Genomic DNA, 21498 nt, shown 5'->3' with positions numbered 1-21498 from the left:
ACCGTCAACGGACACCCCCCAGAGATTTGTACAGGTCATCAAGCGTCCGCTCCAGCGAGAGCAGTTCCCTGGCACCGACGATCTTGCGCAAGCGTACATCGCTGCCACGGAGCGTCGGAATCTCGTTAGCCCGAACGAAGGCCGGATTGACCCGGACCTCTATCGAGTAACCGGCGATACGCACCATCATCTCGATGATGGTGCGTAGCGCCGTTGCCCTGCCCGAGCAGACGTTGACGGGACTGGAGCGGTGGTCGCTGTCGAGCAGCCCCAGGTAAGCCTGCGCAAGGTCGCGAACATCGGAGAAGTCCCGACTCACGTCCAGGTTGCCCAGCTCGATCACGCGTTCGCCGCGAGCAAAATGGCCAACGATCTTGGGGATGAGAAAGCGCTCGTCCTGGCCTGGCCCGGTGTAGTTGAATGGCCGAGCGACGACGATGGGCAGACGGTCGTACCAGGTAGCGACCATATGTTCCATGGCCAGTTTGCTGCAGGCGTAGTGATTGACCGGCGCCGGACAGACCGACTCATCGATCACTTCGATGCCCGGAGTTCCATAGATGTTGGCGCTACTGGCAATCAGCACCCGCTGGGGTTGACGCTCGAGAGCGCCCAGCGCCTCAAGCAAATTCAAGGTGCCGAACAGGTTCACCCGGTAAAAGGCTTCCTGATCGGCATGCCCGACAAAGGCCAGCGCCGCCAGATGGACGACCCAGTCCGGTTGCGCCTGACCTACGGCAGCGACGACCGCTGCCTTGTCGGTGAGATCGCATGCCAGGGTGACATCCGCATCGGTAGTACCACTACCGAATCCGACTACCTTGAATCCCCGCGCCTTGAGCGCCTGGATCAGATAGCGTCCCGTAAAACCCGATGCGCCTGTGACCAGAGCGGTTGGCATGCCTATCCCCTTAGTTAGAACGAGAAGCCTTGTTCGTTGCGACGCAGGTCAGCCTCGACCATCATCTGGCAGAGCTGCTCCAGGGTGGTCTTGGGCTCCCAACCCAGCTCGCGCTTGGCTTTCTCGGGATTGCCGATCAGCAGATCCACTTCAGCGGGACGGTGGAATTTCGGATTCACGGCCACGACCTTCTTGCCGCTACGGGTGCAATAACCTTCTTCCTTATCGCCTTCGCCCTTCCACTCAAGCTGGATATCCACGGCCTTGGCCGCCAGGCTGACGAAGTCACGCACGGTCTCGGTGCGGTTGGTGGCCAGTACATAGGTGTCCGGCTTGTCGGCCTGCAGCATGCGCCACATGCCCTCGACGTATTCCTTGGCGAAGCCCCAGTCGCGCTTGGCGTCGAGGTTGCCCAGCTCCAGCACGTCCAGTTTGCCCAGCTTGATCTTGGCGATGCTGTCGGTGATCTTGCGGGTCACGAACTCGCGGCCGCGCAGCGGGGATTCGTGGTTGAAGAGAATGCCGCTGGTGCCGAAGATGCCGTAGGACTCGCGGTAGTTGATGGTCATCCAGTGGGCATAGAGCTTGGCCACGCCGTAGGGGCTACGTGGATAGAAGGGCGTGCTCTCGATCTGCGGGATCGCCTGGACCTTGCCGAACATCTCCGAGGTGGACGCCTGGTAGAAGCGGATCTTCGGATTGACGATGCGGATGGCTTCGAGCAGGTTCACCGGACCGACGCCGGTGATCTCGGCGGTGGTCACCGGCTGGTCGAAGGAAACGCCCACGAAGCTTTGGGCAGCGAGGTTGTACACCTCGGTCGCCTCGGTAGCCTGCAGCAGACGGATGCTGGCGGACAGATCGGTCAGGTCATACTCCACCAGGTGCAGGTTGGGATGGCCGGCGACACCTACTTCTTCGATGCGCCAGAAGTTGACCGAGCTGGTACGGCGATAGGTACCGTAGACGGTATAGCCTTTCTCCAGCAGCAGTTGGGCCAGGTAGGCGCCGTCCTGGCCAGTGATGCCGGTGATGATTGCTTTCATTTCATTTCCTGTCGAAGTTCATTACGGTCGATAGTGTCGGAGAATCGGTCTAGTCACTCAAGGCCAAGCCTTGTACCAGACGTCCTCGATGATAAGGCTGGCCAACTGGTCGGCACTCTGACGCCAGGTCAGCCATGGGATCTGGCTTGAGTCGGGTACCTGATCGAGCCCATGCAGTCTGAGCCATTCGACAACGGCTTCAGCCAAGGGCTTGCCACCGGCGCCATTGAAATACAGGGCATGAGGCCCCGCCACTTCTTTGAAGACGGGTAGGTCTCTGGCAATGATGGGCAGGCCATACTTAGCCGCTTCGATCAAAGGCAAACCGAAGCCTTCACCCTCGGAGGCGGCGATGAGACAGGAGGATGCGTCATATAGCCGCTCAAGGTACTCGTCGCTAGCCGATGATATCCAGAAGAGGCGATGACCAAGCTCGGGATGGGAGCTGATCTGAGCAGCGAGGGAGTCAACCATCCAACCGCGCTTGCCGACAATGACGAGGTTCGCCTGGACACCCTCCCGCCATAGCTGCTCAAACGCCACAAGAACTTGGTGGTGACGCTTTCGCGGCTCCACCGTACCAACCATGAGAAAAGTGGGTGATGCCGCAAGAAGCCCCAGCACTTCATCAGCCTCTTCAGGCAGTCCTCGGGAAGGCGCCGAACCGTCGATATCTGCTCCAAGGTGAAACCAGCCGATATGGAACGGCGTGATGCGCTCGCGCAGGGTGGTCTCCAACCAAGCTTCCAATTCGTCGGCAACGCTTTGAGAGATGCACAGTGCCCCGTCGGCCTCAGTAACCGTAGTCAACCACTTTTCAAAATTAGTGCGCGCTTCCGGGGGGAAATTTCCACTGCAATTGATGGGTAGCAGGTCATAGACAACAAAATAGGTTGTGACTCCCAGCGCCTTGAGCTGTGCATAGTAGCTGCGCTTGGAATCAACTAGTAGATCGTTGAGATCCAAACCAAGGAAGACGTCACCTGCACGCGGATCTATCGGCTCACCTTCATCAACGGAGCACTGTCGCGAAGAGGTATAGCGAGTAGTGTGGCGATAGCAGTCCGTCATGCTTGCATAGACCGGTGCTACCTCGAAGCCCTGAACTCCAGAATCGGCCCAGACGTTTATGATACTTCGCACCACTCGTTGTATCCCGGTACCCGCATCCTTGCGATACAACTCCGAAATATCGATGTACAGATACCGCGTGGCTGTCAGGCGTGGTAATACCCGATTCGCACACATCGCCACGGTAAGCAAATCGTCCTCGCTGGTGGCGGAAGACGTCAGTTCAACTAGAGCCTGGGTCAGCCGGTGCTCAAGGTCATCGGGCACAACGGAAGCGACGCTCGCTGCAGGCTTATCCGTGAAAAATTCCGCGAAGGCATCGAGAGCCAGACGTGCCGAGCCGTCCCAAGAAAACCGAGCGGCCTGCTTGAGCGCGTGTTGTTCGAGGCGTACCCGATAGTCGGTATCGGTCAGAACTCGTTGCAAAGCATCTCTGATGGCTTCTACCGAGAAGGGGTCGAACAGCGCCTCCGGATTACCTATCACCTCTGGAATACTGGTGGCATCAGCACCAATGACGGCCTTTCTACAAGCCATGGCCTCAAGGGCGGGAAGGCCGAACCCCTCATGATAGGAAGGAAAGACATAGCAGTTGCAATGGCAATAGAACCAAAGCATCTCTTCGTCACTGATATGTCCCGAGAAGATGACATCCCCAAGATCGAGCCCATTGATCCGAACATGACTTTCGAGACTCTGACGATGTTCGGCGGGCATACCCCCAGCTATCAACAAGTGGTATGCCTTTCGGACATCGGCAGGCAAGCGTCCGTAGGCATCGATGAGACGATAGATATTCTTCCGCGCATCCGAAGCACCGCTGTACATTATGAACGGCTTACGGAGGGAGAATTTGCGCTGCATCGAGCTGGAGAACGTTGGAGTGAACTCTCTCGGCGTGAAGCTGGGATCAATGGCCGCCGAGACATTGAAAACTCGCTCTTCGGGTAGCGAAAGCTTCTCAATGCCTTCGCGTCGCGAAGACTCCGAAATCGCCAACCAGATGTCCGCGCGTTTCAGATGCTCCATTTTTTCCGCATACCAAGCTTTCGCCTGATCGGACTGCAGGTAATCGTCAGGGTAGAACAGGGGAATCAGGTCATAGAGGATGACCGCTGTCGGCGTCCGGGTATCGAAGGTATGGATACTGGTAGCGACATTTTCGGTAGCCCCTTCAACCAGACTGGTAAGCAGAATGAGGTCCGGCGCGCAGGACTCAAGAAAAGCCTCGCGAATAGCCTCCGCGGATAGGCGGCGCCAATCGTTGTCGGCATCCAGAAAGGCAATAGGGCCTGCCCCATGCCACACGACGATATTGCCGTGATCGACCAGATCGGCAAACAGGCCACGAATAGGCTCGATGGTATCGGGATAAAGTCCATTTAGAGCCAGAACGAATTCGTGCTCAGCAGGAGCATTGCGTACCAATGCCTGAACGAACGCGACGGTATAACGACCAATTCCTCGAAAACGACTGCCACTTTGGGCGCCCTGCATATCGACTACAATGCGCATTAATGGGCTCTCCGATCATTGGCCGCCTTCAGGGCGTGATAAATTTGCTGCGCTCTCAAGGGAAGTTGCGATAGTTGCAATACCTGCCCCTGACTCTGGAGGACAGCGACCTGCTCCGAGGGAGTGCCAGGAACAAGTTGTGCATTCACTGCAATACGACGCAGCGTTTCCCTCAATCGAGGCTGCTTCGCCAAGAAGTCCTGACTGAGTCGCCGAACCTTGCCTAGCCGCGGATGCTGGATAACCAAACGCATGGAGCGAACGACGGCCGGGCGAAAGAAGTGCTTGGCAGCATGCTTGAGATTTCGCTCCTGCCGATAACGACTGATGGCCATGCGCATCGGCCCACTGATCCGCCAGAATGTACTGCCCTCGATAGCTGAAAGCTTCTGCTCTCTGGCTTGGGCCTCGCTCCACCAGTGGTGGGCATTTTGCAGTGAGTCGTGCAACTCGCGCTGCAATTGTTGCAGCTCAACGGACTGTCTTTCGTATTGTGCGCGTTGACGCAAGTGCTCGTTCACAGACTTCTGAAAGCGTAGCTCCGCTTCCAATTTCTCTACTTTTGCCGCTTCGATCTGAATACTCAATCGATCTACTTCTAATTTAAAGCTGGACAGTTTGGAGTTCTGCGCTAGCAATTGCGTCATTTGGCTCTCGAGCTGCTCTCGCTCTTTAATTGCTTGCCAGTGGTCCGCCAAGATGAAATCGTCGAACACGTTTGGCGGAGCTTTGAAGCGCGAGGCGCGCTCAGCATGTTCAATCGCCAGATAATACCGATTGAGCCCATCGAAATAGACATAACGGTAACTCTGACTGGTAATGAGCGTTTCCCAAACCTCATGATCTTCGACCTGGGTGTTAGGGAGAGTCGATTCAACAATCAGTATCCAGGGCCTATGCTTACTCAAATCAAGCCCTTCTAGAACTGCTTTTTCCGTACCCTCGACATCAATTTTAAGAAAATGAATGACATCTATCTGAAAGCGCCCTAAGACGTTATTCAGCGGATTGACCTTGACGTCTAATTCATTTTTTGAAAAACCTTTATCACGTTGATGTCGATCGGCGATTTCCGCTACTGAGGTCGATAATCCTGTATCCGGCAATTCAAATATTTTCAGTAGACCCGACTCGGCACCAGCCGCTTCCTGCAGATTTATATCACGAGGACGCCGAGCTGCGAGCCGGTCATGCCAGTATGGTACTGGCTCAAGATTGATCCCGCTCCAGCCTTTCTCATAGAAAAGCTTGGTCACCGAATCTACGTCTGGATCATTGGCACCTACATCTACATAAAAGCCTTTTTCCACATCGCACAGCACACGCCACAACAAGACGTCTTCAAAATTCTGCGCATAAGATATAATCTTGCTCATCGCAACACCTTGATATTTTGCTGCAACCAGTTACAACCTACAAAACCTGGCTTATTGGCGTTGTATACCGAGAAGACTAAGGCCAGATCCAGCCACTCATAATTCTTAGTCAGGTGTGTATCGCTGTCGACCAGTGCCGTTTGGATGGAATAGCTTCCTGCACCGAAATTTGCTTCAAATTCGACGCTATAGGTTAATTCCTCACCCGCACAAACGTCTTCCTCTATCTGCTTGGTATGCCATGTGTTGGTACCGAACATAACCTGCCCCAAGCGATCCTTGATGCCATAGCCAAAGACCAGATGACTAATATTCTCAAAGACTTTTACAGTAACTTCCAACCTCAGAGTTTCCCCTACAGCCACATGCTCGACAGGCTCCGACCTACTGTTCTTCAGCACCACGCTTGTGACCCGGGCCTCACCCGTTCCAGAAGTGATCTTCTTTCGTCCATCTTCACGGGTTTCGATCTCGACGGTATTGTTTTCCTTCTCCGCAATAATGGCATTGTAAAAATCCATTACTTCTTCGGGTGCGCCATCTTTGGCAACTCGGCCTTTTTCGATAAGAATGGCCCGATCACACAACGCCTGGATAGAGTTTCGATCATGTGAAACGATGAGCAACGAAGTACCCAGCCTTTGAAACTCTTTTATCCTATCGAAGCTTTTATGCTGAAAATAGGCGTCGCCAACGGACAGGGCTTCGTCGACAATGAGTATCTCCGGACGGAAAGCAGTGGCAACGGCAAAGGCTACCCGTACCTGCATGCCACTTGAATAGGTGCGTACCGGCTGGTCGAAATACTCGCCGATTTCGGCGAATGCTTCGATATTGTCCATTTCCTTGTGAACCTGCTCCGCGGAAAACCCCATCAAGCCTGCGGCATAAATGACATTCTGCCGCCCTGACAGCTCTGGATTGAAACCCATGCCTAGTTCAAGAATGGCAGCGATGCGACCATTGATCTGCACCCGCCCCGTAGTCGGCTGCAGTGTACCGGTGATCATCTTTAGCAACGTACTCTTGCCTGCTCCGTTCTGACCGACGATGCCGACCGCCTGTCCAGGCTGGATATCGAAGTCAATATTACGCAGGATCCAGTGTTCTTCCACTCGACCCAGACTAATACCAAACCAGCTAGCGAAACGCTGCCACTCGGAACGATAAGACCGATAGGCTTTGCCCAAATTCTTGATGGAAAGAATGTTCATAGCACATCAACCATTTCAGGACTGGCTCTTCGAAAGATGAAGAGACCGAAGGCCAGCAACACTACTGCGATCAGTAGGACTTTGAGAATCTGTAAACCATCAGGCTGAGTCCCATATACCAATACCCTGTGATAGGCATCGATGATAGGCAACATCGGATTCCAACTGAGATAGGGCTTAAGCCAAGACGGAATTATCTCTGCCGGATATACGATCGGCGTAAACCAAAACATCAACTGCAATAGAATGGGAACTACCTGGCCTATATCCCTGACAAATACGTTCAAAACGCCCAGGATCAATCCAATCCCGATGCCCAACGAAATGACAGCCGCGGTCAGCGGAACGAGCCAGAGTACTGAAAGACCAGGATAATGCTGCAGCAAGGCAAAGACGAAGAATGCTGATATGATCAGCAAAAAATTATTAAGTATGGAAGAGCCTGCAACGATCACAGGAAGCGTAATCTTTGGGAAACGCATCTTCTTCATTAAGTTGCCTTGCTCAATGAACAGGTTGAGACATCGGCTGACAATTTCCGAAAAAAGAGACCAGCCAATCGTCCCGGCTACCAGATAGATGGCATAGGCGTATTTATTATCTATGCCTGGAAGCTTCGCAGCTAGCACATTGGATAGAATCAGTGCATATATCGCAACCTGCACTAATGGATTGATAATCATCCATAGGCCACCCAGTTTGCTTCTCGAGAACCTTGCAGTGAATTCGTTTTTGATCGAATTTTGAATGAAACTTCGATAGAGAAGAATGCTTTTCAGCATGCTCAGCATGGTATCTCCCTTGGGGCTGGTGCACGGCGATATTCGAGGCAGTGCGTAGTAGGTGCCGGAGCGAAATTCTCCGATGCGAAACGCTTCGAAAATCCAGCATGGCACCGGCCTTCAGGAAAAACGGCATGGATCCATACGTTGGAAGGGGAGGCGCTCGGCATGGCAGGGACGGTAGGTTCGTAGCGGTAGCGGGGGCGCAATGTTAACTCACAGAAGCCATCCGAGGATTCGCACATCAGTAGGGTGAGATACATTTCAGATCTGGGGTTGTGAGACGCCCGCCAGGTTGAAAGGTTTACCCCTGCAATGCCTCTCCCGCCACCGTCCTTTCCCAGCCTCGTGCGCAGTACCCACAGGTACCACTTATCATTTGCCCCTCAAGATTTCCCGCTCGTCGACAGATACCCGTGGACAGCTGTGCGCCCCTTAGAGCGTTGCCTCTGATTCCGCCGTTCCATCTCGTCGAGTCACCGAATCGTCATGACCCTCAAGATATCGTTTATTCACAGCACCCTAGGCCTATGGATGCTTGGGCTGATGCTGGGACTCACCCAGGCCAGGGTCCACGCCGAGCCCGTTCACCTCGTTGGCCTCAATCTCTCGGGGGCAGGCTTCGCAGCCCAGGTGCTGCCTGGGATCAATGGCACCCATTACATCTTTCCTACTGAAGGCTATTTCAGTCAGTGGAATGCCCGAGGCGTAAAACTGATTCGCTTCCCGATCATCTGGGAACGCTTGCAGCCAGCTCTAGGCGGCGTGCTGGATCCTACCTATGCAGGTCTGATCGATCGAACCTTTGGCTACGCCGACAAGTACGGCATGAAAATCATCCTGGATCTGCATAATTACATGCGTTATCGGGGTGTGGTGATAGGTACAGGCAACGTTTCCTATGCCCATTATCAGGACGTCATGACCCGTATCGCCCAGCGTTGGAGCGGCCGCCCTTCGCTTTTTGCCTATGATGTGATGAACGAGCCTCACGACGCCGTGGCGCAGTGGGCGATAGCTGCGCAGTACGCAATCAATGGCGTACGCAGGATCGACTCGACCCGGCCCATCATGATCGAGGGCAACGGATGGGCCGAGGCGACTCGTTGGCCACAATGGAACGACTCGCTGCTGGCGCTGAAGGATCCTGCCGATAATCTGATCTTCCAGGCGCATACCTACTTCGATGGAGAGGGGGGTGGCGGCAACTACGCCGTGACCAGCGCAAATGCTTATCCCGACGACTACGGCATACAGCGGGTCAAACCCTTCGTGGATTGGCTCAAGAAGAATGGCAAGCGCGGCATGATCGGCGAATTCGGCATCCCTGATAGCGATCCGCGCTGGAACGTCATCATGGGCCGTATGCTGGCCTACCTGAAACAAAACTGCATTCCAGCGACTTATTGGGCGGCAGGGCCGGGCTGGGCGAACTACAACCTCTCGGTCGAACCGATTAATGGAGTGGAGAGACCCCAATGGGCCACCCTGAAGGCCTATCTGAGTGACTCGAGCTGCACGCAGATCGGGCCACTACCTGGTACGAATCAAGTCGCTACCGCCGTGGACAATTCCGCCTATGCCAGTGCTGTTGCAGGCGTTTATCGTGACTATTTGGGTCGAGATACCGATCAAGCTGGCCTGACGTACTGGTCAACCCAGATGGCTAACGGCATGACGCTGGCCAGCGTCATCAATGCCATTATGGCTAGCCAGGAGTATCAAAATCGTACCGCCGTCGAGCGGCTTTACCAAAGCTATCTGGGCCGCAGTGCGGACAGCGCAGGCCTGAGCTACTGGGCTGCTCAGCTGAACAGTGGCGCCATGACGACCAATGCCGTAGCCGCAGCTCTGATTGGTAGTGCCGAGTATCAGGGAAATCTCCAGGGCACGGTCAATCAGCTCTACAAATCCTACCTGGGTCGCGAAGCAGATCAGTCAGGCTTGAACAGCTGGGTAGGACAGATTTCCAGTGGGGCCATGAACATCGTGGGTGTGAAAGCAGCTATAGCCGGCAGTGCCGAAGGCCAAGGTTATGCCCGCTCGATGATCCAACAGCTGTACCGCAACTATCTCGGTCGTGAAGCCGACATGGGTGGTCTGAATGGCTGGATGGGCCAGGTCACCAGCGGCTCTATGACACTGGATGATGTGGTGACAGCCATTAAAGGCAGTGCCGAATACCGCAGCAGGCAATCCTGACTAGGCGTTTCTAGGCTGCGCCCGCCCCACCCCGCCGATCGATCTTCCGATTCAGGATGATCGACGTCTGGGTCTGCTTGACCCCGTCCAGGTTGCCGATGCGGTCGAGCAGTTCGTCGAGCTTTTCGTGGGTGGTGCAGCGCAGGAAGGCCAGGTAGTCGAACTGGCCGCTGACCGAGGAGACTTCCTCGACCTCGACCATCTTTTCCAGGGCGCGGATGACGCCGGCGGTGCTGCGAGGCAGAACGCTGATGGCGCAGTAGGCGCGCACGGCAGCCTGTTCCAGTTCGGAGCCCAGGCGCAGGCCGTAGCCCTGGATGATGCCGTCGCGTTCCAGGCGGGCCAGGCGGGTGACCACGGTGGTGCGCGCCAGGCCCAGCTGGCGGGCCAGGGTGGCGTTGGAGGCGCGGGCGTTCTGTTGCAGCAGGTGGATGAGCTGCCAGTCGGTCGGATCGAGTTTGGTGAACATCGTGGCTGCCTGCCGGGAGCGGGCGTCGGGGCCTAGAATGCCGACGCGGGAGCCGCCATTCTAGGCGGGGCGGCCGAGGGCAGCCAGGGCGGCGTCCAGGGAGTCCTGCTGCTGGCGCTCGTACAGCGCCATCTCGTCGAGCACCGGCGCACCCAGCGCGGCTTCGAAGGCCGCGCGATTGCCGCCGCTCTGGTATTCCTGCTGGCTGCCGGCACCCAGGTTGGACTGGAAGATGCCCGCGGCGCTGACCGGCAGGAAGTCTTCGTAGGTGATGGGATCGGCGAGGAGTTGGCCGGCGGCGATCAGGGCCTCGGGATCGCGGCTATCGCTAGCCGCCTGGCTACCGGGCGCAGCGCGATAGCGGAACCAGGCCAGACCCTGACGGCGCAGCTCGTCCCAGTTGTCGGGCAGCGCCTGGAACACCTCGGCCAATACCGTTGCGTAGTCACTGCCGGCCGCCTTGCTGCGCTGGCGGACCTCTTGCAGCAGCCCGTCGTAACGCTGGCGACCGGCCGGCGTGAGGGCGATGCCCCGCTGTTCGATCTCGCCGAAGCGCGCCGTGTGCGAGCCCTGGACCTCGCCCTGGAACAGGATGGGCTCTTCCAGGGCCTTGAAGCTGGTCTGGCGCAGCAGGATGGGGCACTGGCGGCGGGGCGGGCCTTCGATGGTTTCCTTGGGCGCGATGCCATGGGCGGGCATCTGCGCCTGGACGGCGTCGATGTCGAGGGTGCGCGGGGTCAGGTGGTTGATGTGCGGTCCCTTGAAGCAGACCACGTCGGCGATCAGTCGGTGGGCAGCGTGCAGGCGCTGGTAAAGACTGGCGTCGACATTGGCCTCGCGGTGCCAGCGAAAGGTCTCCAGGGCTTCCTGGACGAAGGCAGCGGCCTCGGCATCCGTCAGCCCGCCCTGGGCTTCGGCGCGCTCGATCAACTCCAGTGCACCCGGGGTGAAGATGCGGCGCGCGTTCAGCACCCCTTCGGCCAGCTGGCGCAACTCGGCGTCTTCGATCAGCTCCAGGCGCAGCAGCGAGGTGAAGACGCGGAAGGGGTTGCGCTGCAGGGCGGCCGGCTCCACCGGACGGAAGGCGGTGGAATGCACCGGCACCCCGGCCACGCTCAGATCGTAGTAGCCGACCGGCTGCATGCCCATCACGGCGAACAGGCGGCGCAGGGTGGCCAGCTCGGCGGCGGTGCCGACGCGAATGGCGCCATGGCGCTCCAGATCCAGGCGCTCCGCGGAATCTCCGGCGAAGCCCGGTTGTCCGGCGTTCACCTCGGCGACCAGTTCCAGCAGGGTGCCGTACTGGGGCACCTCCTGGCGGTACATCGCCGACATGGCCTGGGAAAAGCGGGTGCGGATCAGATCCGGGGAAAGCAGCGACGCGGCGGTCATGGGAGCGGCTCCTGGCTCAGGCTAGAAGCCGATTTCGACATGCCCGCACGGGCTGCTCAAGCGATCTTTGCTCATTGGATCATTCCCCGAGGGAATGGGCGGATGCCTCAGTGATCCTTGTGCTGGCTCTTGGGCTTCTTCACGTGATCGGTGCCGGTATCGCTGCCCGAGCCGCTGCTGGAACCGTTGTCGGCCGCGCCGACGCCAGTGCTGGGCGCCTTTTCCATGCCATGGGTGCTGGTGGGATCGGGTCGCGCGGGGGTGGCTGGGGGATTGGTCGGACTGGTCTGGGCCAGGGCGGCGTCGGACAGGCTGAGGCCCAGGATCAGGGCGCAGAGCAGGGAAGAGGTACGCATGGGAGGACTCCTCTGGACGGATGCACTCCCTTTAGGCACCTCCCCCGCGGGGAGGTGCCGCGCCGCGGATCAGCTGCCGCTGGTGCTGGCCTTGTGGACCTTCTTGTGCGCCACCTTCTTGTGGTGGGTGGTGGTCTGCTTGCCGGTCTTGGCCGGGCTGCTGCTCGTCGCGGCAGGCGGTGCCGCAGGATCGGCGGGCGCCGTCTGAGCGAAGGCGGCGGAGGTGGCCAGCAGGCCGGCGAGGGTCAGGCAGAGGGTGGTGCTTTTCATGGAAGTCACTCCTTCGGTGGCTGATTGCAGCCCCAGTTAGCCGCCTTTCGCCCGGCAAAACCGTGTCCCCTTCCACAGCCAGGGCCATTGGTAACAAGATATTTCAATCGACTGCCAAGGCGTTAACAGTCTGGCAACCCCTTCGTCAGGGGCCCGGCTTGGGCATAATGCCGAGACGCCCCCTTACCGTAGCCGCGTATGCCCAAGAGTCCTCATCTCCCCAAGCGCCCCCGCTGGAGCAGCCTGCTGCTGCTGGCCCTGGGCCTGACGCTGCTGCTGATTCCGCTGCGCTATGCGGCCCAGCACTATTACGAGGCGCAACTGGCTGAGCAGAACGGCCAGACCCTGGACCTCTATGTCGCCAACCTGCTGGGCACCCTGAGACGCTACGAGGTGCTGCCGGATCTGCTGGGCGATCTGCCGGTGCTGCGCCATGCCCTGGAAGGCCAGCGTGACGGCGGCGCCCAGGACGCCGCCAGCCAGATGCTGGAAGACATCCGCCAGCGCACCGGGGCGGATGTCATCTACCTGATGCAGGATGACGGCACCTGCCTGGCCAGCTCCAACTATCGCCAGGCGGACAGCTTCGTCGGTCGCGACTTCTCCTTCCGGCCCTATTACAAGGCGGCCATGCAGGGCCAGCCGGGGCGCTTCTTCGGCCTGGGCACCACCTCCAGCAAACGCGGCTACTATTTCGCCGCCGCCGTGCGTGACGGGGCGCGCGCCATCGGCGTGGTGGTGGTCAAGGTCGATCTGGACAGTGCGGAAAAGCTCTGGGGCAACGCGCCCGAGCAGTTGCTGGTGACCGATGATCTGGGCGTGGTCATCCTCACCTCCCATGACGCCTGGCGCTTTCGCGCCACCCATCCGCTTGACGAGCGCCAGCGCGAGCAGGTCAACGCCAACCGGCCCTACCCCACCACCAATCCGGCGCCCCTGACCCTGGTGCCCGGCGACTGGCTGACCCAGACCCGCAATCTCGACGAAGTGGGCTGGAACGCGCAGATCCTGGCGCCGCGGGAGATGGTCGAGCGCCAGGTGCGCAGCGCCCTCTATGTCGGCGCGGCCACCCTGCTGGCGCTGCTCCTGCTGCTGGTGGTCATGACCCTGAGACGGCGCCACTTCATCGAGCGCCTGGCGCTGGATGCCCGGGCCAAGCGTGACCTGGAGCTGAACGTGGAGGAACGCACCCGTGACCTGCAGACGCTCAACGCGCGGCTGCAGCAGGAGGTGCACGATCGCGAGCAGGCGCAGCGCGAACTCATGCGCGCCCAGGACGAAGCCGTGCAGGCCGGCAAGCTGTCGGCGCTGGGGACCATGTCCGCCAGCATCAGCCACGAACTCAACCAGCCGCTGGCGGCCATCCGCAGCTACACGGAAAACGCCGTGGTGCTGCTCGACCACGATCGGCTGGACGATGCCCGCGGCAATCTCAAGCTGATCGGCGAGCTGACCACGCGCATGGCCAACATCATCGCCCACCTCAAGGCCTATGCCCGCGGCGCCCGCCGCGCGCCGGAGAGCGTGGTGCTGCAGGGCGCCCTGGAAGACGCCCTGGCGCTGGTCGCCGCCCGGCGCCGGGCCATGCAGGTGGAGCTGATCCGCGACCTGCCCGATGCGCCGCTGTGGGTGCAGGCCGGCGAGACCCGCCTGCGGCAGATCATCAGCAACCTGCTGAGCAATGCCCTCGACGCCCTGGCGGAAAAGACCAGCACCCGCCGGCTGTGGCTGACCACCAGCATCGACGAGCGCGGTGTGACCCTGATCCTGAGGGACAACGGACCGGGTTTCTCCAGCGAGGCCCTGGCCCGCGCCCACGAACCCTTCTTCACCACCAAGGCTACCGCCCAGGGTCTCGGCCTGGGTCTGGCGATCTGCGATAACCTGTTGCGGACCCTAGGCGGTCACCTGCACCTGTCCAACCATCTCGACGGTGGCGCCGAGGTGCGCCTCTATCTGCTGCACGGCAAACCCGGGGTCGCGTCGGTACCCCAGGAAGAAGTCCGCGGTTGACCGTGCAGCCCCTTACCTTAGGTTCCTTGCCATGAGCGCCCTGCCCCCCTTCGACCCCGCCAGCCAGATCCTGTTGATCGACGATGACGCCCACCTGCGCCTGGCCTTGAGCCAAACCCTGGACCTGGCCGGCTTCAAGGTGACGACGCTGGCCGATGCCCGCGACCTGGAAATGGCCACCGTGCGCGACTGGCCCGGCGTGGTGGTGAGCGACATCCGCATGCCCGGCATCGATGGCCTGGAGTTGCTCGCCCAGTTGCACCAGCGCGACGCCGAATTGCCGGTGGTGCTGATCACCGGTCATGGCGACGTGCCCCTGGCGGTCCAGGCCATGCGCGCCGGCGCCTATGACTTCCTGGAAAAGCCCTTCGCCAACGACGCCCTGATCGACAGCGTGCGCCGCGCCCTGGGCGCCCGCCACCTGGTGCTGGAAAACCGCAGCCTGCGCCTGGCCCTGGCCGAACGCCATGAGCTGCAAACCCGGCTGATCGGCCAGACCCCGGGCATGGCCCGGCTGCGCGACCAGATCGGCGCCCTCGCCGCGACCCAGGCCGATGTGCTGATCCATGGTGAAACCGGTGCCGGCAAGGAGGTGGTGGCCCGTGCCCTGCACGACCTGTCGAATCGCCGCGACGGCCCCTTCGTCGCCATCAACGCCGGCGCCCTCGCCGAATCCGTGGTGGAAAGCGAACTCTTCGGCCACGAACAGGGCGCCTTCACCGGCGCCCAGAAAAGACGCATCGGCAAATTCGAATACGCCAGCGGCGGCACCCTCTTTCTCGACGAGATCGAGAGCATGAGCCTGGATGTCCAGGTCAAGCTGTTGCGCCTGCTGCAGGAGCGCAAGGTCGAGCGCCTCGGCTCCAACCAGCAGATCCCGCTGGATATCCGGGTGGTCGCCGCCACCAAGGAAGACCTGCGCCAGGCCGCAGACCAGGGCCGCTTCCGCGCCGACCTCTACTACCGGCTCAATGTCGCCACCCTGCGCATCCCCGCCCTGCGCGAGCGCAGCGAAGACATCCTGCCCCTGTTCCGCCACTTCGCCCTGGCCGCCGCCCAGCGCCACGGCACCCCGCTGCGCGAACCCGATGCCGAGCAGCGCGCCGCCCTGATCGCCCACAGCTGGCCGGGCAACGTGCGCGAATTGCAGAACGCCGCCGAGCGTTTCGCCCTGGGGCTGGAGCTGGCGCTGGACAACAGCGCCTATGCGCCCCTGGCGCCCATGACGGCGACGCCCGTGGCCGCTTCCACGGCGGCGGCACCCGCGGCGGCCGCCCTCGCCGCCGGGCTGGGCGAGCAGGTCGAGGCCTTCGAACGCGAACTCATCCAGCGCGAACTGGCCCGCCCCCACGCCTCCCTGCGCAGCCTGGCCGAAGCCCTGGGCCTGCCGCGCAAGACGCTGTCCGACAAGCTGCGCAAGCACGACCTGCAGTTCACCGGTGGCGCGGCGGACGACGGGGACTGACCAAGGTCGGCTGGTCGCGCCCGGCCAGGAGTGGCAGAGTGCGACCCTAGGCGTTCGCGCAAGGAGACCCTCTTGACCTCGCTCATGCTCGCAGAAGCCGCCGCCAGCGGCGCGGCGGTCGCTCGCCAACTGGCGACCATCGACCAGGCCCTGGCGGCGCTGGCCGACGACCTCAGGGCCCACCCGCCGCAGTTGGCGCTGACCGTGGCGCGCGGCAGTTCGGACCATGCGGCCAGCTATTTCGCCTACCTGGCCATGGCCCACCTGGGACTGCCGGTGCTGTCGCTGCCGCCTTCGCTGGTGACCCTGCGCCAGGCGCCGCTGCGCGTCGAAGGCCAGCTCGCCCTGGGCTTTTCCCAATCCGGGCGCAGTCCCGATCTGATCGAGACGCTGTCCGCCCTGGATCGCTACGGCGCCCGCACCGCGGCCCTGGTCAACGAGATCGATTCGCCCTTGGCCCTGGCCTGCCGCCACGCCATCGGCGTGCAGGCCGGACCCGAACAGAGCGTCGCCGCCACCAAGAGTTTTATCGCCACCCTGGCCGCCGCGGCCCGGCTGATCGCCCACTGGCAGCAGGACGAGACCCTGCTGGCTGCCGGCGCGGCCTTGCCCGAAGCGCTGGATCGCGCAGCCGAACTGAGCTGGGCGCCGGCACTGCCGGTATTGCGCGACGCCGAGCGCTGCATGGTGGTCGGCCGCGGGCCGGGATTCGCCATCGCCCAGGAGGCCGCGCTCAAGCTCAAGGAGACCTCGGCGCTGCAGGGCGAGGCCTTCAGCGGCGCCGAATTGCAGCACGGCCCCCTGGCGCTGGTGGAGCGCGGCTATCCGCTGCTGATCTTCGCCCTGCGCGGGCCCGAGCAGGCCGGTCTGCTGCACCTGGCGCGGGACCTGCGCGGACGTGGCGCCCGGGTGCTGCTGGCCGCGCCGGACGAGGTGGCCGAGCGTGACCTGCCCCTCGCCGTCGCCGGCCATCCGGACCTGGACGGCCTGCTGGCGATCCAGAGCTTCTATCGCATGGCCGCCTTGCTGGCCGAGGCCCGGGGCCAGGACCCGGACCAGCCGCGCCACCTGCGCAAGGTCACCCTCACCCGCTGAGGCGACGATCCTCGGCCCAGGCGCTCCGGCATCCGGCGCGCCTGTTTTCGCGCCTCAATCCGGAGAGCTAAGTCTTTGGAGCTAGCTGCCGCCGGCTGGTCGACGGGTAATCTGCCAAGCGGTCCACAGAGCCGTTAAGTCGCTGGAAATCGGTCAATTTTTTCTTGTCGCTCCCGGCGATTTGTCTCAGCGTTCGCGCAACGGATGATGAGACAGCCCATATGGACATGCGCGCGATACCTGCGAGCAAGGTCTGCCTGACGACAGGAAACGTCCTCCTGGCAGAACTGCTCAAACCCTTTCTGGAAGAACGCCACGGCATCGAGCTGAGTTGCGCCCGCGAGCTGGACGCAGCCGGCGACGCCGGCCTGGTGCTGGTCGATCTCGGCAGCGTGCCCGAGCCGGCGCTGGAGCGCTGGCTGGAAGGCCTGACGCCGGCGGTCACGGTGGCCTTTCTCAATGCCAGCGTCGAACAGGCGCTGCCCTGGGTCGAACGCTTTCCCGCCATCCAGGGCGTGTTCGCCCCCCAGGCCAGTCGCGACCAGCTGCTGCAGGGACTGGGCGCCCTGCTGGCCGGCGAGGACTGGCTGCCCCGCGCCATCCTGGCCCACCTGCTGCGCCGCTCCCGCGAGCGCCCGAGCATCGCCGCCGACGGCCTGACCCGCCGCGAGCGGGAGATCCTCCGGCTGGTCGGTCGCGGGCTCTCCAATGCCGCCATCGGCGAGACGCTGTGCCTGAGCACCCACACGGTCAAGAGCCACATGCACAACCTGCTGCGCAAGACCGGCGCGGCCAATCGCGCCGAGGCGGCGCTGCGCTTCCATGCCGGGCAGGACCTGCCGGGATGAAGGCGGTCTGGCTGCTGTTCGGCCTGCTGCTGGCCGGACCGCTGCGGGCCGAGGGCGAGCTGATCCAGGGACTGCTGGTGGACAACACCATCTCCCGCTTCGGCCACGACTTCTATCGCCATTTCGCCGACCGCCTCACCGACACCACCGACCTGGATTTCAACCTGGTGGTGCGCGAACGGCCCTCGGCGCGCTGGGGCAGCCTGGTCTGGGTCGAGTACGAACAGCGGCTGCTCTATCGCCAGTTCATTCCGCCCAACAACAGCGAACTCAAGGATGCCGCCTACGCCGCGGCGGACCAGGTCCACGAGGGCATCACCCGACGCCGCCTGGAAAATCTGCTGCAGGACACTTTCGACATGGAAAAGGACGAGTTATGAACGCGCACGCCTGGAAGGCCCTGCCCCTGCTCTGCACCCTGGGCGTCGCCCCGGCCATGGCGACCGAACTGGTCTATACGCCGGTGAATCCGTCCTTTGGCGGCAATCCGCTCAACGGCACCTACCTGCTGAACAACGCCACCGCCCAGGACCGCCACAAGGATCCCGATCTGCGCAGCAGCGCCAGCAGCCAGTCGCCCCTCGAGCGCTTCACCAGCCAGCTGGAATCGCGGCTGCTGTCCCAGGTGCTGACCGACATCAAGGACGGCAACTCGGGCACCCTCTCCACCGACCAGTTCATCGTCAACATCGTCGACGACTCCGGCAACCTGACCGTGCAGATCACCGATCGCGGTACCGGGGAGATTTCGGAAATCTCCGTCAACGGCTTCAACCAACCCTGAGCACGGATGCCTGCCATGAACGCCTTTTCCCTGGCGGCGGCCCTGACCGCCGCCCTCGTCCTGACCGGCTGCGTGCGCGATCCCATGCCCGCCGAACAGAACGCCGCGCCGACCCTGACGCCGCGTGCCTCCACCTACTACGACCTGCTGGCGCTGCCGCCGCCCAAGGGCCCGCTGGTGGCCGCCGTCTACGGCTTCCGCGACCAGACCGGGCAATACAAGCCCAATCCGGCCAGTTCCTTTTCCACCGCCGTCACCCAGGGCGCCGGCAGCATGCTGGTGGACGCCCTGCAGGCCAGCGGCTGGTTCGTGGTGCTCGAACGCGAGGGCCTGCAGAACCTGCTGACCGAGCGCAAGATCATCCGCGCCACCCAGAACAAGCCGGACCTGCCGGAAAATCTGCAGCAGGCGCTGCCCTCGCTGCAGGCGGCCAACCTGCTGCTGGAAGGCGGCGTGGTGGCCTACGACACCAACGTGCGCAGCGGCGGCGAAGGGGCGCGCTATCTGGGCATCGGCCTGTCCGAGGAGTACCGGGTGGATCAGGTGACGGTCAATCTGCGCGCCATCGACACCCGCAGCGGCCGGGTGCTGGCCAATGTGATGACCTCCAAGACCATCTATTCCATCGGCCGCCAGGCCGGGGTCTTCAAGTTCATCGAATTCAAGAAGCTGCTCGAAGCCGAGTCCGGCTACACCACCAATGAGCCGGCGCAGCTGTGCGTGCTCTCGGCCATCGAGGCGGCGGTCGCCCATCTGGTCGCCCAGGGCGTGGAGCGGCGGCTGTGGCTGGTGGCCGACGGTCGCGATCCGCGGGATCCGGCGCTGACCAAGTACCTGGAGCCGACCCGGCGCTAGGGATTAAGCCGCCAGCCCCGCGGGATTCGCTCCCTGGAGCGATAGCGATGGGCCAGGCGGCTCCGGACAATGCCAGGCGGAGAATCCAAGGCAACGATGGTGACAGAGATGCGCAGCCCAACCCGTGGCCTGATCGTGGTCCTTGCCCTGGTACTCGGCCTGGACGCCCTGGCGTCGGCCGCCGATCTCATGGAGACCGGCGACCTGGGGCAGGCGCCCGCAGCCGGGCGCGAAGCCGCCATCCGCCAGGTCGGCGTAGGCAACCAGGCGCTCATCGACCAGCGTGGCACCGCGCTGCGCGCCCAGATCGCCCAGAGCGGCGCCGCCCAGGAAGCCCGCATCCTGCAGGATGGCACGGAACTGAGCGCGGTCATCCTCCAGGGCGGCTACGGCAACGTCGCGCGCATCGAGCAGGTCGGCAGCGGCAACCAGGCCGACATCCTGCAACTCGGCGTCCAGGGCAACGCCCGCATCGAACAGCACGGCTCGGGCCTGTCCAGCCGCATCGTCCAGTACGGAAGCAACCAGAACACGGTGGTACGTCAGTACCGCTGATGGCACTCATGGAGATCAGACAGATGTTTCTACTCAGGCCCCTGGCCGCCCTGACGCTGGCCCTCGTGGCGGCCAACGCCCTCGCCCAGAACAGCACCGCCACCGTCCAGCAGGATGGCAACAGCGGCACCATCACCCTGGACCAGAGCGGCCCCGGCAACAGCGCGTCGCTCTATCAGCTGCAGGGCGAAGGCAACACGATCAGCGTGGTCCAGACCGGCGCCAGCAGCGCCACCATCACCCAGGGCGGCGATGTCTACGGCTACGCCCAGGGCAACGTGGCGAACCTGCGCCAGGAAGGCGGCAGCAACGTCCATACCCTGGCCCAGGACGGCTTCGGCAACCAGGCCAGCATCACCTCCGTAGGCAGCAACAGCGGCGCCCTGGTCCAGTCCGCCTCCAGCGCCCAGCTGACCCTGGAGCAGAATGGCGACAACAACCAGGTGCGGGTCGACCAGAGCGGCGATGCCGTGACGGCCACCCTCAGTCAGACCGGCACCGACAACCGCATCGACCTGACCCAGCAGGGCTACTCGGTCGACACCGTGGAGCTGACCCAGCGCGGCCAGGCCAACGTCGCCACGGTGCTCTCCTCCGGCAAGTTCAACGAACTGAGCTTTACCCAGGACGGCAATCGCAACACCCTGAACGTCAACCAGGCCGGTCGCGGCAATCGCTTCAGCGGCAGCTCCACCGGCGACGACAACCTGGCCAGCGTCACGGTCCAGGGTGACAGCAACCAGACCAGCATCGTCCAGACCGGCAACGGCAACGAAGCGCGTCTCGACGTCACCAGTGCCATCAGCACGGCCAGCGTCAGCCAGGTCGGCGACAGCAACCGCGCGAGCATCCTGCAGACCTCGGCCAACTTCAACGGCTTCAACGACAGCGCGCAGATCTCGCAGAGCGGCTTCGGCAACAGCGCCACCATCAACCAGCGGTGAAACCCGTCGCCTGGCTAATCGCGGCCCTCCTGCCCCTGGCGGGCGGCGCCGCGGCCAGCGCCCGTCTGGAGCTGCAGCCGCAACCGGCGGGCGCTCAGGTGGAGCTGTGCTTCGCCGGCGAAGACACGCCCCTGCGCTACGAACTCATCGTCGAATTGCACGGCCCGGGGGGCGTCGCCCGCACGCGCCAGGCCGGCGAGGCCAGAGGTGACGGCTGCCCGGTGATCACGCGCCTGGGCGCGGCGCCAGGCAGCCTGATCGAGGCCAGGCTTAGTTGGCAGCGGCAGGGCCAGGCGCAGCCCGCCATCGAGCGACGCCTGCAGCTGTAGCTCGGCACAGAGGTTT

Annotated in this window: 21 protein-coding genes; 11 read left to right on the top strand and 10 right to left on the bottom strand. The window is 62.0% G+C overall.

Going from position 1 to position 21498, the window contains the following annotated elements:
- Nucleotides 1-4: 4 nt before the first annotated feature.
- From OXS31_RS01155 to OXS31_RS01130, 6 genes are read right to left on the bottom strand one after another with little or no spacing between them, the layout of a single operon-like run.
- Nucleotides 5-901, bottom strand: a complete 897-nt coding sequence (locus OXS31_RS01155; RefSeq protein WP_144954559.1) for an NAD-dependent epimerase/dehydratase family protein — start codon at nucleotides 899-901, stop codon at nucleotides 5-7.
- Between the two features lie 14 nt (nucleotides 902-915).
- Nucleotides 916-1947: a GDP-mannose 4,6-dehydratase gene (gene gmd / locus OXS31_RS01150; RefSeq protein ID WP_144954562.1), complete on the bottom strand. Its 1032-nt coding sequence runs from the start codon at nucleotides 1945-1947 to the stop codon at nucleotides 916-918.
- 57 nt (nucleotides 1948-2004) lie between these two features.
- On the bottom strand, nucleotides 2005-4533 hold the full coding sequence (locus tag OXS31_RS01145; RefSeq protein ID WP_267397287.1) for a glycosyltransferase family 1 protein: 2529 nt from the start codon (nucleotides 4531-4533) through the stop codon (nucleotides 2005-2007).
- A complete protein-coding gene (locus OXS31_RS01140; RefSeq protein WP_144954568.1) occupies nucleotides 4533-5909 on the bottom strand; it encodes an FkbM family methyltransferase in 1377 nt (458 codons plus the stop codon). Before OXS31_RS01140 ends, OXS31_RS01145 begins: the two co-directional genes overlap by 1 nt.
- Nucleotides 5906-7123, bottom strand: a complete 1218-nt coding sequence (locus OXS31_RS01135; RefSeq protein ID WP_144954571.1) for an ABC transporter ATP-binding protein — start codon at nucleotides 7121-7123, stop codon at nucleotides 5906-5908. The genes OXS31_RS01140 and OXS31_RS01135 overlap by 4 nt, the downstream gene beginning before the upstream one ends.
- The gene (locus OXS31_RS01130; protein ID WP_144954574.1) at nucleotides 7120-7914 is read right to left on the bottom strand and encodes an ABC transporter permease; all 795 of its coding nucleotides are present in this window, start codon (nucleotides 7912-7914) and stop codon (nucleotides 7120-7122) included. The genes OXS31_RS01135 and OXS31_RS01130 overlap by 4 nt, the downstream gene beginning before the upstream one ends.
- Before the next feature lie 480 nt (nucleotides 7915-8394).
- Between OXS31_RS01130 and OXS31_RS01125 the strand changes: the two genes are divergently transcribed.
- A complete protein-coding gene (locus tag OXS31_RS01125; protein ID WP_144954578.1) occupies nucleotides 8395-10107 on the top strand; it encodes a DUF4214 domain-containing protein in 1713 nt (570 codons plus the stop codon).
- Between the two features lie 10 nt (nucleotides 10108-10117).
- Here the strand turns inward: OXS31_RS01125 and OXS31_RS01120 are convergent, their stop codons facing one another.
- From OXS31_RS01120 to OXS31_RS01105, 4 genes are all read right to left on the bottom strand, one after another.
- Nucleotides 10118-10576 carry an Lrp/AsnC family transcriptional regulator gene (locus tag OXS31_RS01120; RefSeq protein WP_144954581.1) on the bottom strand — a complete coding sequence of 153 codons (459 nt, stop codon included), beginning with the start codon at nucleotides 10574-10576 and terminating at the stop codon, nucleotides 10118-10120.
- A 60-nt stretch (nucleotides 10577-10636) separates the two neighbouring features.
- The gene (locus tag OXS31_RS01115; protein ID WP_144954584.1) at nucleotides 10637-11968 is read right to left on the bottom strand and encodes a VOC family protein; all 1332 of its coding nucleotides are present in this window, start codon (nucleotides 11966-11968) and stop codon (nucleotides 10637-10639) included.
- A 107-nt stretch (nucleotides 11969-12075) separates the two neighbouring features.
- A complete protein-coding gene (locus tag OXS31_RS01110) occupies nucleotides 12076-12324 on the bottom strand; it encodes a hypothetical protein (protein ID WP_144954587.1) in 249 nt (82 codons plus the stop codon).
- A gap of 69 nt (nucleotides 12325-12393) precedes the next feature.
- Nucleotides 12394-12594, bottom strand: a complete 201-nt coding sequence (locus tag OXS31_RS01105; protein WP_027597328.1) for a hypothetical protein — start codon at nucleotides 12592-12594, stop codon at nucleotides 12394-12396.
- 198 nt (nucleotides 12595-12792) lie between these two features.
- Between OXS31_RS01105 and OXS31_RS01100 the strand changes: the two genes are divergently transcribed.
- The 10 genes from OXS31_RS01100 to OXS31_RS01055 all read left to right on the top strand — a co-directional run bounded on the left by OXS31_RS01100 (nucleotide 12793) and on the right by OXS31_RS01055 (nucleotide 21482).
- A complete protein-coding gene (locus OXS31_RS01100; protein WP_074583222.1) occupies nucleotides 12793-14607 on the top strand; it encodes an ATP-binding protein in 1815 nt (604 codons plus the stop codon).
- 31 nt (nucleotides 14608-14638) lie between these two features.
- Nucleotides 14639-16072, top strand: a complete 1434-nt coding sequence (locus tag OXS31_RS01095; RefSeq protein WP_042135133.1) for a sigma-54 dependent transcriptional regulator — start codon at nucleotides 14639-14641, stop codon at nucleotides 16070-16072.
- Between the two features lie 84 nt (nucleotides 16073-16156).
- Nucleotides 16157-17167, top strand: a complete 1011-nt coding sequence (locus OXS31_RS01090; RefSeq protein WP_223855485.1) for an SIS domain-containing protein — start codon at nucleotides 16157-16159, stop codon at nucleotides 17165-17167.
- Nucleotides 17168-17388: 221 nt separating this feature from the next.
- The gene (locus OXS31_RS01085) at nucleotides 17389-18015 is read left to right on the top strand and encodes a LuxR C-terminal-related transcriptional regulator (protein ID WP_027597324.1); all 627 of its coding nucleotides are present in this window, start codon (nucleotides 17389-17391) and stop codon (nucleotides 18013-18015) included.
- Nucleotides 18012-18395 (top strand): curli production assembly/transport protein CsgE, encoded by a 384-nt coding sequence (gene csgE, locus OXS31_RS01080; protein WP_027597323.1) that lies wholly within the window; start codon nucleotides 18012-18014, stop codon nucleotides 18393-18395. The genes OXS31_RS01085 and csgE overlap by 4 nt, the downstream gene beginning before the upstream one ends.
- Nucleotides 18392-18799, top strand: a complete 408-nt coding sequence (locus tag OXS31_RS01075; protein WP_027597322.1) for a curli assembly protein CsgF — start codon at nucleotides 18392-18394, stop codon at nucleotides 18797-18799. Before csgE ends, OXS31_RS01075 begins: the two co-directional genes overlap by 4 nt.
- Before the next feature lie 15 nt (nucleotides 18800-18814).
- Nucleotides 18815-19654 carry a CsgG/HfaB family protein gene (locus OXS31_RS01070; RefSeq protein WP_017641598.1) on the top strand — a complete coding sequence of 280 codons (840 nt, stop codon included), beginning with the start codon at nucleotides 18815-18817 and terminating at the stop codon, nucleotides 19652-19654.
- A 108-nt stretch (nucleotides 19655-19762) separates the two neighbouring features.
- Nucleotides 19763-20209, top strand: coding sequence for a curli fiber surface-exposed nucleator CsgB (locus OXS31_RS01065; protein ID WP_144954597.1), 447 nt, complete (start codon nucleotides 19763-19765; stop codon nucleotides 20207-20209).
- A gap of 23 nt (nucleotides 20210-20232) precedes the next feature.
- The gene (locus OXS31_RS01060) at nucleotides 20233-21153 is read left to right on the top strand and encodes a hypothetical protein (protein ID WP_223855395.1); all 921 of its coding nucleotides are present in this window, start codon (nucleotides 20233-20235) and stop codon (nucleotides 21151-21153) included.
- Nucleotides 21150-21482 carry a hypothetical protein gene (locus OXS31_RS01055; RefSeq protein WP_267397238.1) on the top strand — a complete coding sequence of 111 codons (333 nt, stop codon included), beginning with the start codon at nucleotides 21150-21152 and terminating at the stop codon, nucleotides 21480-21482. The genes OXS31_RS01060 and OXS31_RS01055 overlap by 4 nt, the downstream gene beginning before the upstream one ends.
- Nucleotides 21483-21498 lie beyond the last annotated feature (16 nt).

The organism is Pseudomonas sp. GM_Psu_1 (genome assembly GCF_026544185.1).
Lineage (GTDB): Bacteria > Pseudomonadota > Gammaproteobacteria > Pseudomonadales > Pseudomonadaceae > Chryseomonas > Chryseomonas oryzihabitans.
Note: the sequence above shows the minus strand (reverse complement) of the source record. Positions and strands in the feature narration are given on the sequence as shown.